Raw genomic sequence first — 13,252 nt, forward strand, 5'->3', positions numbered from 1 at the left:
TATTTTTGGTTACTTTTATATCTTTTTTGGTTACTTAGTATTATAATCTACTTATCAAGTAACCAAATGGATATTTTAAAATATCGATTAGGAGGATTTTAAATGAGTAATTTAAGTAAAAGATTAAAGGAGTTAAGACTAAAAAGAGGTTTAACTCAGGAGCAAGTCGCAAATGATTTGGGTACAACAAAAGTCTCTATTGGAAGATATGAAAATGGAACTAGAGAACCTAAAAGTGAAATGTTAGAATCAATGTCAAATTATTATGATGTTTCAATTGATTACCTTTTTGGTAAAACTGATATAGAAAATTATAATGAGATAAAACAACCCAATAATTCTTTGATTGGCAAAAGAATAAAACTTCTAAGAACTGAAAAAAACATATTACAAAAAGAACTTGCTGATAAACTGCAAATAAACATAGACACTTTATCAAAATATGAAAATAATCTTGCTTCACCTCCAAGTGATGATATTGTAAAACTTGCTCACTATTTTGATGTCACAACAGATTATCTTCTAGGCACAACGCTTGTTAGAAATCATATAGATACTGTGGCTGCACATAAAGCTAATCCACATGAGGATTTACCAGAAGAAGCACAAGAACAGCTTAATGATTATATTGAATTTTTAATAAATAAGTATAAAAAATGAATATTTAGAGCAGTTCACACCTGCTCTTTATATATAATAAGACTCAAAAATACATTCTTTTTATAGGGGGATTTCCATGAAAAAACTAGACGCACTTTTAGACTTAGCAAAAAATGAAGAAATAGAAATTTACTACACTGACAAAATAGCAGATGACATAAAAGGATTGTATATAAACAAGCAAGGGTTAAAAATTATATCATTGCTTAATTCATTAAAACAAAATAATACTAAGCTAATAGAGATACTAACAGAAGAATTAGGACATCATTTTACCAGTGTTGGAAATTATGTATCCTCAAAAAACAGTTACAAAAACAAAATATTGGTAGATAAAACTGAGGACAAAGCCCTAAGATGGGCAGGTGAATTTCTTATAACAGAAGAAGAAATAATACATGTTATTAATTCACATGCAACAAATGTATATGAAATAGCTGAAGAATTACAAGTTAGTGTTGAATTCTTATTAAAAAGATTAGAATTTCTATCAAGAAAGAAAAATATGTTAGACTTGGGAAACAATAAATTCCTAGTATTAACTAATCTACCAAATTTCTACATATATGAGGATATTTTTTAAACTCTTTCATTCTACTTTTATAGATTTTTTTAATAAAGAAAGAATCTTTTGTTTGCACAACTATTTTTAATAAACAACTATTTCATATTATGCGAATATTATGATAAATAGAAAAACTAATCTTAAAAAAAACAAAATTATTTAAATAATGACATTAGAATTATAAATATTTAATGTTATAATTATATTAAATATAGAGGAATAGCAATCATACAAATCAACATAATATTTAGATAAATCAAATTATTTGGGGGTTATGGATTTGAAAAAAAGCATTATAGATATAATAAAAAACTTTAATACAACACCATTTTTATTTATTGGTGCTGGTCTAACAAGAAGATACTATGATTTACCTGATTGGAGATCACTGCTTGAAATATTTGCAAAAAAAGTTGACAATGACGAATTTGCATATAATAAGTATGAGCTAAAAGCTAAGAGCATACCTTTTAAAACAGAGCTTTATCCTAAAGTTGCTGAACTTATTGAAAAAGATTTTAATGATAAATGGTTTAGTGACCCATCTATTCGTACTTTAGATGATAAATATTTAAGCTTCATAATGACTGAAAGCATTTCTCCTTTTAAGGTTGAAATAGCTACATACATAAAAAATAATTCTACTCTTTTAGATAAATATATTAATGAAGCAGAAAAATTCAGAAAAATCTCAAAAAAAAGTTTGTCAGGTATAATTACTACTAATTATGACTTATTTTTAGAAGAAAATACAGATAACTATAATAGTTATATTGGTCAAGAAGAACTTCTTTTTTCTAATACACAAGGAATTGCTGAGATATATAAAATTCATGGATGTATTACAAATCCTAAAAGTATTGTTATTAATGAAAATGATTACATTGATTTCGAAAAAAAAAGTCCTTACTTAGCATCTAAGCTTATGACTATATTCGTTGAATACCCAATTATATTTATGGGCTATTCTTTATCAGATTCTAATGTAAGAAGAATACTTAAATCAATAATCGATTGTTTGTCTGAAGAAAAATTAAAAATCTTAGAAGATAGATTTATCTTTGTAGAATATAAAACAGATTCTAATGATGTAAATATTTCTTCACACTCTATATCAATCGATGACAAAACAATTAATATGACAAAAATAAGTCTTAAAGATTTTTCTATACTTTATGACGCCTTAGAAAATAAAAAAAATAAAATTCCAGCTAAAATTTTGAGAACTTTTAAGGATGAATTTTATAGATTTACATTAACTAATGAACCGACATCTAAAATAAGAGTTGGAAAATTTGACGATTCACGAATTGAGGATGATGATCTAATTCTAGCATTTGGCAGAGCAAGTGAATACGGATTAGTTGGATTAAAAGGTTTAGAAACAGACTATTGGTATAAAGAAATTTTAATAGATAGCTTTGATTTTAGTGCAGATGAAATGTTAGAAATAGCGTACCCAATATTATTAAAAAAATCTCAAAAAATTCCTTTTCTAAAATTTTTATTTTATTCAGAAAAAGATTTCTTTGAATATAGACAAAAAGCTAAAAAAATGTCTTTTGATAAAGATATTATTAATAAAACTATTCTTAAACATAGAAGTGGTGCAGATATACCCAAGCGAAATATTTTAGGTATATGGAATAATATCGAATTTCCATTAGAAAAGAAGACGAGATTAATGTCTTATTTGCTTGAGTCTGAGATTAATGTTGATGATTTAGAAAATGTACTAAAGTGCATATATGATAATAACAATAATATTTTTTCAGCAGATGAACTAAAAAAAGCTGGAAGTAATATAAGACTACTTACTAGAATCTTTGATTTTCTAAAATATAAAGACTCTATATAAAACAGAAAAGCCTTGGTTTACAGTAAGTAGCAACTACTTACCTCCACCAAGACTTTTCTAGAATTTGATTTAAATAATTTTCTGCTTAGTGCTAATTAAATCAGCACATACTTTAAATTATTTAAAATATTTTTATCTTTAGTTACTTATATTATACATTATAAAGCTATTTCCGTAATATAGTTATATGGTTATATAATTGCCATTTACTACTAAAAATGAATTTTATTTATAAAATGAAGGGATAATATTTTATGAAAAGAAGTATAACTAATAAAGAGAAAGACCTTATTTATAAAAATACCTATCGTAATTGGAAACTAGAGTCTTTAGAATCGTCTGGATACTTTATAATATTTCAAGGTTTTTTAGAAACTGATTTACTAAAAAAAATTAGTGGTAATGCACTAAAATTATATATTTATTTAGGCATAAATTCAAATAATTTAAATGGCGTAGTATGGCATTCAAATAAAAAAATTTCAGCCTATTTTAATAAATCAGAAAGAACTATTCGTTTGTGGATGAAAGAATTAGAGGACTTAAATCTTTTAAAGCGAATGCGACTTAAATATAATGGTAATGTATTCACATATCTTCAAACATATAACTCTAAATTAAATCTAGAAGATAAACTTGATGTATCAACTATAGAAGGTTACCTATTATTTGATTCTATTGGAGGATTATATATTGAAAGTGACAACATGTATATTCCAGTTACAAGAAATATGAATATTGAAATTTTTTATAACAGTAATTGGGTTTTTGGAGAAATACAGACTCGAAGATTTTTTAACAACTATGAGAATAACTCTAACTTAGTAAATATAAGCTATTATTTCGTTTCAAAGAAAGAAAATCTTGAATTGAATATAAATGATAGTGAAATGTTAAAAGTTAAAGTAACCATAATATAATAATTTTTACTTATACTTTTATTAATTAATATACTAAAGGAGTGTTTAACATGAAAGGTGGAGTAAGAAAAAGAAGTAACAAATGGTATTACTACTTTGACCTAGGGATAGTAGACGGTAAAAGAAAAAAAGTAGAAAGAGTTGGTGGCAATACAAAAAAGGAAGCAGAAAAAGCACTAAGAGAAGCACTAAATGAATATGAAAACTCTGGCATAGTATTTGAAGAAAGCAACATAAGTGTATCAGACTACCTAGATTTTTGGTACAAAGAATATGTCTTACTTAACTGTAAATACAACACTCAAGAAAGTTACCAAATAAACATAGAAAAACATATAAAACCAAAACTAGGAGTTTACAAAGTAAAAGCTTTAACACCCGCGATACTACAAAGCTTCATAAATAAAAAATACAAAGAGAATTATTCTCAAAATACATTACAAGTATTAAAAAACATATTACATAGGTCATTAAAATCAGCAGTCTATCCTTACAAACATATACGAGAAAATCCTATGCAATATGTAAGTATACCAAGAACTAAGACTAAAACAGAATCTAACAAAGTTAAAACTATTACATTAGATGAATTTAATCAAATACTGAATATATTTCCTCAAGATTCATTTCAGCGTATAGTCCTACTAATTGGATTTTATACTGGCATGAGAAGAGGAGAAATTATTGCATTAACATGGGATGATATAGATCTTGATAACAAAACTATTACAGTAAAACATACACTGATTAAAAAGAAGAATGGAATATTTGAATTAAGCCAACCAAAAACAGAAAGTTCTTGTAGAACTATCTTTACAGGAGATACTTTAATAAGGATACTAAAAGAACATAAACTACATCAAAAGAAAATGAAATTAAAATATGGTGAATTTTACTTTGATAGCAACTGGGTATGTACGAAAGAAAATGGTCAACAAGTAAACACCCACACTTTAGACACTATAGTAAAACAAATTCGAAAAGCTTTAAACAACGACTTCCATTTTCATTGTTTAAGACATACACATGCTACCCTATTATTAGAAAATGGAGCTAACATTAAAGATATACAAAATCGCTTAGGTCATAGTCAGTTATCAACTACAATGGATACCTATTCACATGTAACTGAAAAAATGAAAAATGAAACTGTAGATATATTTGAAAGAATTACAAACTAGTTTGCCACCCAAAACTATAATACGGTGGCAAACGGGTGGCAAAATCTAATTTACCTATTTTAAAAGCTAATATAATCAATTTTATATAATCAGCTATACCTTTGCAATTTCAATGCTTTAGAATTTATAATATATATCATTCATACAAGATATTAATTATAAATCTAACTAATAAAACATATATCTTACATAATACTATCTAATCTCTATCATCTAGCATATTTTTTCTATACTCATTTGGACTCATATTATTGAACTTCTTAAATATTTGTGAAAAATAACTACTATTATTAAAACCTACTTTCTTACAAACCTCTCTAATACTCATATTTATATTTAATAGGTATTTCTTAGATTCTTCTATCCTAAGAAGATTTATATACTCAGTTATTGATACTTGGTTTTTTTCATTAAAAATAGAGCTCAAATAATTTGGACTTATAAAAAATACCTTCGCTATACTATTTAAGTTTATATTATCTTTATAATATTTTTGTATATATTCATTCACATTTTCAATCAAATCTCTCTTATCTTGTTTCCAAAATTCTCTATTCTTATCAATACACTCTTCAGAAAATTGTAATAATATATCCCACAAATCTTCATCACTATTTGTAAGTGATATTTTTTTATTGTATTTATTTCTTAGATAAGATATAAGCTTTAAATCTTCTAAATCTCTAAGCACTGTTCTAGATAATACAAATATCATTTCTTGAATAATATCTCTAACATCATTATACATTAATTTATTAGCATCTATCAGATTATAAATCCCTTCTAAATTCATGTCTTTTATTTCTTTCTCTATAGAAAGTTCTAATTCAAAAGGATATTCTCGTAAAACATTATTGAATAAAGCGATTGGATTGATAATATACTTTTCTTCTAACAATTTAATATTTGCTTTTTTAAGTGCTTCTTCAAGCTTTATATTTTCCTTTCTATTCTTCAATATCTCCTCATCTTTTATACTAAGTTGATTTTCAAAAAAATTTCTCTTAGCTATTTCCTGAATAAATTCAGACATCATTAATAAATTTTCTTTTAACACATATAGTCTACTCTTTGGAATTAATGAAAGTTCATTGTAGATTTTACTTATGTATTTTACATCAATATCTGAACTACTTGACAATTTAGATAAATTTTTATCTGTATCACTAGATTTATATATTATAAAATTACCACACTCTATAAAGCCAACTATATTTTCTTCTAATACTATCGGTATTTCCAAACTAGAAATACCATAATCACATTCATACATTTTTTCAAAATTATCACCATTTATACTCTTATCAAGTTTTCTATTGCACACTTTTATACTTTTACAAATATCACAAAATCTAGTTTCTTTTTTAGTATCAAATATTTCTTTATGTTTTGAATCATATACAGATATTCTAAGTTTCAATATATTAGATATTTGATTTGCAATATTTTCAATTATATTTACATTAATTAGCTCTTGTATAGTATTTTCAGAAAATACTATAGGTAGTTGTTTCAAGCTCGAAAATTTATGAGGGACATAAGTGATTAATATTACTAAATCAATTTTACCAGTATTTATAATTTCGTGTTCTGAATATGGTGGGCAATAAACTATTGATTTTTCCTTTATATTGACCTTTTTACCATCAATAATTTGTAATCCTTCCCCCTGAATTACATATAAAAGCTGTTCTTCACTTAAATGAAAATGTTTTTCTTGGCAGTTTTTTGGAAAAAATCTTACAATTCCAGCACTAAGCCTATTAAATTGTGTTTTTGATGGTTCATGTATCCATGTAACTTCTCCCCAATCAAATTTTTGTACTTCATTATTCGACTCACTAAAATACTCCATAAACTCACCTCTTAGTTTTTGTCTAAATATTTTTTTATTCCTTCAAATGTCTCTTTGCTTATAATATGTTCTATCCTACATGCATCTTTCTCAGCTATATCAAATGAAATTCCCAATGTATTTACTAAAAATTTAGTGATTAAAATATGTTTTTCATAAATTTCCTCTGCTTTTTTTCTACCTTCTTTAGTTAAAATAATGCCACCATCAACTTCCATTATAATAAGTCTATATTCTTTTAGGATTCCCATAGCTCTACTTACACTTGCTTTACTATAATTTAGCTTTTTAGCTATATCAACAGATTTTACAAGTCCATTCTTCTTTTCTAAAATAAGTATTGTCTCCAAATAATTTTCTCTTGATTCATACATTCCAATAGCCTCCAAATTTAACAACTCTATTATAATATTTTAATTATAATAATTAGAAAAATATAACTATATATTCAAAAACTTATAGTATTCATATTTATAGTATTTAAAAATACTCATATTTATAAATTAGGATATCTTGCCACTTACATTAATATATATTATCATAATTTTCTTTTTTATTACATAGAGAAATAACTATATAGAACATAGTTCTATTATATGTAAAAATACGTCTTGAAAACAATAAACTTAAATAGTTCTAACTTATTCTTTATATTAAAGAAATTAAAAGTTTAATTATTTTATAAGAATTATTTTTTACACATCTTTTTTTCATTTAAATAACATATCTTCTCATCTATTTTATCCATACAATCTTCTAATTCCTGTATTTTATTTTTAATGTTTTTCTTGTGCTGTTGGAAAAATTGGATTCTTTTATCTATAGTATCGTCTCCCATATCACAAAAATGAAAACATTCATGGATATCTTTAATAGATAAACCAGCATTTTTTAAATCTTTTATAAATGTCAAACGCTCTATATCTTCTTCACAGAAATAACGAACACCACTTGGTTTTCTACTGATAGGAAGTAGTAAATCCTTTTCTTCATAAAATCGAATAGCCTATGAAGAAATGTTCGTTATTTTTGATACATCAGTCATGGAATATTTCATATTTTTTCCTCCATAAAATTTTATATGAATAAGAACATTATAAAAATCCATTATGCAATAGTCAATAAAAAAGTATTGACTTCAAGCTAGGTTGAAGTTTTATTCTTTGAAGTGTAGAAATAAATTACCGAAAGAAAGGAATAATATAAATAGAAAAATACACAACTATGATTAAAGAAAATTTAAATAAAGGAAAGGTATTGTGTGGAGTGGCAGTTTCACTATCTGATTCATCTGTAAGTGAATTAATTGGTCTATCAGAATATGATTTTGTTTGGATTGAAGGTGAACATGGTGTTTTAGACTGTAAAGATATTCAGCAACATATGATAGCTGCACATGCTGGTGCTGCTTCTTTAATTAGATTATCAAACAATAATCCTGACCTTGTTAAACCTATAATATATATGAGAACAGATATTATATGTTTTCCATTTATTAATACAGCACAGAATGCAGAAAAAGCAGTATCAGCTTGTACTTATCCTCCATATAGTTATAAGAGGATGCAATCCTCAAAGAGCTTCCTATTATGGAAATATGAGTCATTTAGACTATGTTAAAAACGCAAATAACGAAATATTAAAAATGATGTTAATTGAACAGAAAGCAGGTTATGATAACATTGAAGAAATAGCACAAGTCAAAGGTGTCGATATTATAGCATTAGGCTCTGGTGATTTATCTTTAGACATGGGATTTTCTGGAGATATGAATAGAATTGAAATAAAAGATATGATTTCTCAAGCTGCTAAAGCATGTAAAAAATACAATATACCCTTTATTACCTTTCCTTCAATAGAAAAGAAAAGTATTGAAACATGGATTAATACAGGAGCAAGTATGCTCTGTTTTGCACAAGATACAACATTTATAACTTATGTTATCAAACAATTATTGTCTTTTTATGATGAGATTGTACCAGATAAAAAACGACATTAATTTATAAATTTGATTTATACTAAAAGAGACTAATGTTTTATCTATTTTTATTAAGGATATTTTCTTATGTATTGTAATATTAGTCTCTTTTAGTATTATATAATGTTGTTATTATTAGTTATATATAATTACTATAGTATATAAACTTATTCAGCTAACATTTTACCTAATTGTACACATTCATCTTTTGCTTCTTCATCGGGTTCTTCCATTGAAGTAATTCCTTCACCACCTATAATTGTAGCACCAGCATTTTGCATACGTTCTTCCCATTCTCTCATCCATTCACAATTTCCCCAACCATATGAACCAAATAATCCAATCTGCTTACCTGATACAATAGATTCTAATTCTGCCACAAATGGCTCCATATAACCCTCTTCTAATTGTTCTGCTCCCATAGATGGGCAACCTAATGCAAATTTATTTTCTTCTTTTAAGTCACTTGGTTTTAATAAGCTTACATCTATAACTTCTGGTGTTTTACCTTTTAACTTCACTCCTTCAGCTACAAAATTTGCCATTTTTTCAGTATTTCCTGTTCCACTCCAATAAACAATATATATTTTACTCATCCTTACCTCCTATAATATCTTTAATTAATAGTTACCTATAGCTAACTAGAATCTAAAAAATAAAAGATTTCTTTATTTGAAATCTCTTCATTTTCTTAAATATAGAATAGCATAATTGAGTTTGAAATTCAATAGTTATTGATAATATTTATCATTTAAATTTTGTATATTTTTTTATGTGTAAAATTACTCCTTATACCTAAATCTTTAATGAGGATATTTTTCATATCATTTTATTTATATTACAAATCATCTTATATATTCATATATATTAGCCTTAATTTAGCTTGTATTTCCTATATTCAAATTTTTGACTATACAGATATATAGAAAAACACACCTTTTCTAAGATGCGCTATCTATAATACTGTATATTTTTTATAATTATTAGTTCTCTGGCATATCTATAAATTTTATTACTCTATATTTTCGTCTATCTCTATGAAATTCTATACTTAAAAACTCGTCAACATTTACATTAACTACATAGAATATCTGTATTTTACTGTCAAATTATAAATTATCTTTTTCCAGTATTCTTGTATTTATAAAGATTTAAATATAAGTACCCATTCCCCTGTTCTGTTCTAGGTATTCCAAGTGCTCTTGTACATTTTATTAATTGTGCATATAACTCAGCTTCATCTAAATCTCTCTCAAATTCTTCTCTAGCCCATTCTTTAATTAGTGCTAGTGACCCTGATACATATGGTGCACTCATACTAGTGCCACTCATAATAGCAAGTTTATTATCCATATAAGTTGATATAATATTTCTTCCTGGAGCTACCAAATCTATTGTGGTATTTGAATTACTAAACTTTTCAACTAAATAGTTTTCATTTATTGCACCTACTTCTATTACCTCAGCATAACTGGCTGGATAACTATACTCACTTGTACTAGAATCTCCATCTCCATTATTTCCTGCTGCACACACTACAGAAATATTATTCTTTACTGCTTGTAAAACTACATTTCTTAAGTTTTTGTCATCTTTATTTCCTCCAAGAGACATAGATATAATATCAACTTTGTTATTTATAGCAAAATTAACAGCATTAATTATACTTTGATATGTCCCAACACCATCTTTATTTAACGCCTTTGCTATTAATAATTTACAGTCTGGAGCTACACCCATAACCTCATTATTATAATTAGATGCAGCTATAATTCCTGCTACATGAGTTCCATGTCCATTAAAATCCTCATATATATTTTTATTTCCATTACTATCATCACTAAAGTTTGCGCCACCAATTATTTTACCTTTTAAAAGCGGATGAGAGCTGTCACAGCCTGTATCGATTATCCCAATTAAAATATTTTTCCCAGTATATCCTTCATCCCACATTCCTCTGGCATTCATTTGTTTTATTCCATAGGGAAACTTATTCTTTGCTCCTCTTAGATTTTCATTTATTTCATAAGGAATTAGTTTCATTCTTTTATTCATTATATATCCTCCTAAAAATTTTATTACTTATAAATATTATAAATTTGCTTTCATGATAAGTTTATAAATCAAATTAACAACTTATATCTACTTATTTATATTTATGATGTATTTTTTATTTCTAGGAGTCATATTTTATTGTATATAAAATAATATTTAGACAATTATATTAAAAGTAAAAATTTACTTATACTTATATTCTAAGGCGTAAGAAATTCAATATATTTATAATGATTTAAATCTTTTATATATCAGATAAAAAGGATATCTTATTAGTACTGGAACATTTAGATATCCTTTTTATATTTTTACTTAACGCTCTTATACATAATCTACTACTTCAACACTGCCCCTGTATTTGCTGATGTTACCAGTTTAGCATATCTACTTAAGTACCCATGTTTTATTTTAGGCTCTAAAGGTATAAATTTTAATCTTCTATTTTCTATTTCTATTTCATTTACTTTTAACTCTAATTTTTTTTCTGGTATATTGATAGAAATTATATCACCTTCCTCAACTATTCCAATTAAACCTCCTTCCATAGCTTCTGGAGAAATATGACCTATGGATGCTCCTCTAGTTGCTCCTGAAAAACGACCATCAGTAAGAAGTGCAACATGTTTATCAAGTCCCATTCCTGCAACTGCTGAAGTAGGAGATAACATTTCTTTCATTCCTGGACCTCCTTTTGGTCCTTCATATCTTATAACTATAACATCGCCTTTATTTATTTTTTTATTAAATATAGCACTTACAGCTTCTTCTTCTGAATTAAAAACTCTTGCTGGTCCTTCATGAACTAACATTTCCTCTGCAACTGCTGATTTTTTTACAACAGCTCCGTTTGTAGCAAGATTTCCTCTCAAGATTGCAAGTCCACCTTGTTCACTATATGGGTTTTTTAATGTATGTATTACTTCCTCATTTTCTATTTTACAATTTCTTATATTTTCTCCTATAGTCTTACCTGTCACAGTTTTACAATTTAAGTTTATTCCTTCTATCTTAGAAAGTTCATTCATTATAGCTGGAATTCCTCCTGCCATATGTAAATCTTCAATATGATGTTTCCCACTTGGACTCAATTTTGTTAGACAAGGAGTTTTCTCACTTATTTCATCAAAAAAGTCTAAGTTAAGTTCTATTCCTGCTTCATAAGCTATTGCAGGTAAGTGAAGTACTGTATTTGTAGAACCAGCCATTGCCATATCCACAGTTATTGCATTTTTAAATGCATCTACTGTTAAAATATCTTTAGGTTTTATATCATTTTTAAGTAGTTCCATAACATACATACCTGCATATTTTGCTATTCTTTTTCTTTCTCCAGAATGTGATGCGGCAGTACCATTATATGGAATACCCATACCTAATGCTTCTGTTAAACAATTCATGCTATTTGCTGTAAAAAGCCCAGAACATGAACCACATCCAGGACAAGAGTTCATAGATAATTCTTCTAATTCTTCTTCACTCATTGCTCCATCTTTACATGCTCCAACACCTTCCATAGCAGAGTTAAAATCGTACACTTTTCCATTTTTTCTGCCTGAAAGCATAGGGCCTCCACTCACAACAACGCTTGGTATATTAAGTCTTGCAGCAGCCATTAACATTCCTGGAACTATCTTATCACAATTAGGTATAAGTACTAAAGCATCAAAACCATGTGCCATAGCCATAGCTTCTATTGAATCTGCTATTAATTCTCTTGAAGCAAGTGAATAATTCATTCCAACATGTCCCATGGCTATACCATCACATACTCCTATGGCTGGAAATTCTAATGGTAACCCACCACTCATTCTAACACCAGTTTTTGCTGCTTCTGCTATTTCATCAAGGTGGAGATGACCAGGAATCACCTCATTTTGTGCATTTACTATACCTATTAAAGGTCTTTCAATTTCTTCTATAGTAAGACCCATTCCATACATTAATGCTCTCTTTGGAGCTCCCTCTATTCCTTTTTTTATATCACTTCTCATAATATTACCTCTTTCCCACTTTTTTAAATTTTCATAATATTATTATAATACATTTTTCTATTAATTAATTACGAAAAATCTAAAAAATATTAGTATCTACTAATGCAAAATTATTACAATTTACTATAAATATATTACACAATTGGATTATATAATTATATTTTTAATAAATTTTGAAAATCATAGAGT

At 26.7% G+C, this 13,252-nt stretch carries 13 protein-coding genes; 7 read left to right on the plus strand and 6 right to left on the minus strand.

Annotation, left to right across the window (positions count from 1 at the left end; genetic code table 11):
- Window positions 1-102 precede the first annotated feature (102 nt).
- The 5 genes from KGF38_RS15610 to KGF38_RS15630 all read left to right on the plus strand — a co-directional run bounded on the left by KGF38_RS15610 (window position 103) and on the right by KGF38_RS15630 (window position 5,184).
- Window positions 103-660, plus strand: a complete 558-nt coding sequence (locus KGF38_RS15610; protein WP_227832522.1) for a helix-turn-helix domain-containing protein — start codon at window positions 103-105, stop codon at window positions 658-660.
- Between the two features lie 76 nt (window positions 661-736).
- Window positions 737-1,243 carry an ImmA/IrrE family metallo-endopeptidase gene (locus tag KGF38_RS15615; protein ID WP_227832523.1) on the plus strand — a complete coding sequence of 169 codons (507 nt, stop codon included), beginning with the start codon at window positions 737-739 and terminating at the stop codon, window positions 1,241-1,243.
- 262 nt (window positions 1,244-1,505) lie between these two features.
- Window positions 1,506-3,083 carry an SIR2 family protein gene (locus KGF38_RS15620; RefSeq protein ID WP_227832524.1) on the plus strand — a complete coding sequence of 526 codons (1,578 nt, stop codon included), beginning with the start codon at window positions 1,506-1,508 and terminating at the stop codon, window positions 3,081-3,083.
- A 254-nt stretch (window positions 3,084-3,337) separates the two neighbouring features.
- Entirely contained in the window at window positions 3,338-4,003 is a 666-nt protein-coding gene (locus tag KGF38_RS15625; RefSeq protein ID WP_227832525.1) for a helix-turn-helix domain-containing protein, read from the plus strand.
- A gap of 50 nt (window positions 4,004-4,053) precedes the next feature.
- Complete coding sequence (locus KGF38_RS15630) at window positions 4,054-5,184, plus strand: tyrosine-type recombinase/integrase (protein ID WP_227832526.1); 1,131 nt, start codon at window positions 4,054-4,056, stop codon at window positions 5,182-5,184.
- A 199-nt stretch (window positions 5,185-5,383) separates the two neighbouring features.
- Here the strand turns inward: KGF38_RS15630 and KGF38_RS15635 are convergent, their stop codons facing one another.
- The 3 genes from KGF38_RS15635 to KGF38_RS15645 all read right to left on the minus strand — a co-directional run bounded on the left by KGF38_RS15635 (window position 5,384) and on the right by KGF38_RS15645 (window position 8,042).
- Window positions 5,384-7,039: a helix-turn-helix domain-containing protein gene (locus tag KGF38_RS15635; RefSeq protein ID WP_074178204.1), complete on the minus strand. Its 1,656-nt coding sequence runs from the start codon at window positions 7,037-7,039 to the stop codon at window positions 5,384-5,386.
- Between the two features lie 11 nt (window positions 7,040-7,050).
- Window positions 7,051-7,413 carry a metal-dependent transcriptional regulator gene (locus KGF38_RS15640; protein ID WP_054270462.1) on the minus strand — a complete coding sequence of 121 codons (363 nt, stop codon included), beginning with the start codon at window positions 7,411-7,413 and terminating at the stop codon, window positions 7,051-7,053.
- Between the two features lie 314 nt (window positions 7,414-7,727).
- Window positions 7,728-8,042 carry a MerR family transcriptional regulator gene (locus KGF38_RS15645; protein WP_227832528.1) on the minus strand — a complete coding sequence of 105 codons (315 nt, stop codon included), beginning with the start codon at window positions 8,040-8,042 and terminating at the stop codon, window positions 7,728-7,730.
- 221 nt (window positions 8,043-8,263) lie between these two features.
- Here KGF38_RS15645 and KGF38_RS20440 point away from each other — a divergent pair, with 221 nt between their 5' ends.
- Window positions 8,264-8,659: an aldolase/citrate lyase family protein gene (locus KGF38_RS20440; RefSeq protein WP_054270463.1), complete on the plus strand. Its 396-nt coding sequence runs from the start codon at window positions 8,264-8,266 to the stop codon at window positions 8,657-8,659.
- On the plus strand, window positions 8,637-9,038 hold the full coding sequence (locus tag KGF38_RS20445; RefSeq protein ID WP_255646257.1) for an aldolase/citrate lyase family protein: 402 nt from the start codon (window positions 8,637-8,639) through the stop codon (window positions 9,036-9,038). The genes KGF38_RS20440 and KGF38_RS20445 overlap by 23 nt, the downstream gene beginning before the upstream one ends.
- 146 nt (window positions 9,039-9,184) lie before the next feature.
- Here the strand turns inward: KGF38_RS20445 and KGF38_RS15655 are convergent, their stop codons facing one another.
- The 3 genes from KGF38_RS15655 to ilvD all read right to left on the minus strand — a co-directional run bounded on the left by KGF38_RS15655 (window position 9,185) and on the right by ilvD (window position 13,063).
- The gene (locus KGF38_RS15655; RefSeq protein ID WP_054270464.1) at window positions 9,185-9,613 is read right to left on the minus strand and encodes a flavodoxin; all 429 of its coding nucleotides are present in this window, start codon (window positions 9,611-9,613) and stop codon (window positions 9,185-9,187) included.
- A gap of 520 nt (window positions 9,614-10,133) precedes the next feature.
- Window positions 10,134-11,072, minus strand: a complete 939-nt coding sequence (locus KGF38_RS15660) for a S8 family peptidase (RefSeq protein ID WP_054270465.1) — start codon at window positions 11,070-11,072, stop codon at window positions 10,134-10,136.
- A 335-nt stretch (window positions 11,073-11,407) separates the two neighbouring features.
- Window positions 11,408-13,063, minus strand: a complete 1,656-nt coding sequence (gene ilvD, locus KGF38_RS15665; RefSeq protein ID WP_074178206.1) for a dihydroxy-acid dehydratase — start codon at window positions 13,061-13,063, stop codon at window positions 11,408-11,410.
- Window positions 13,064-13,252 lie beyond the last annotated feature (189 nt).

This window comes from Clostridioides sp. ZZV14-6387 (assembly GCF_020657835.1).
In the GTDB taxonomy this organism is placed as follows: domain Bacteria; phylum Bacillota; class Clostridia; order Peptostreptococcales; family Peptostreptococcaceae; genus Clostridioides; species Clostridioides difficile_A.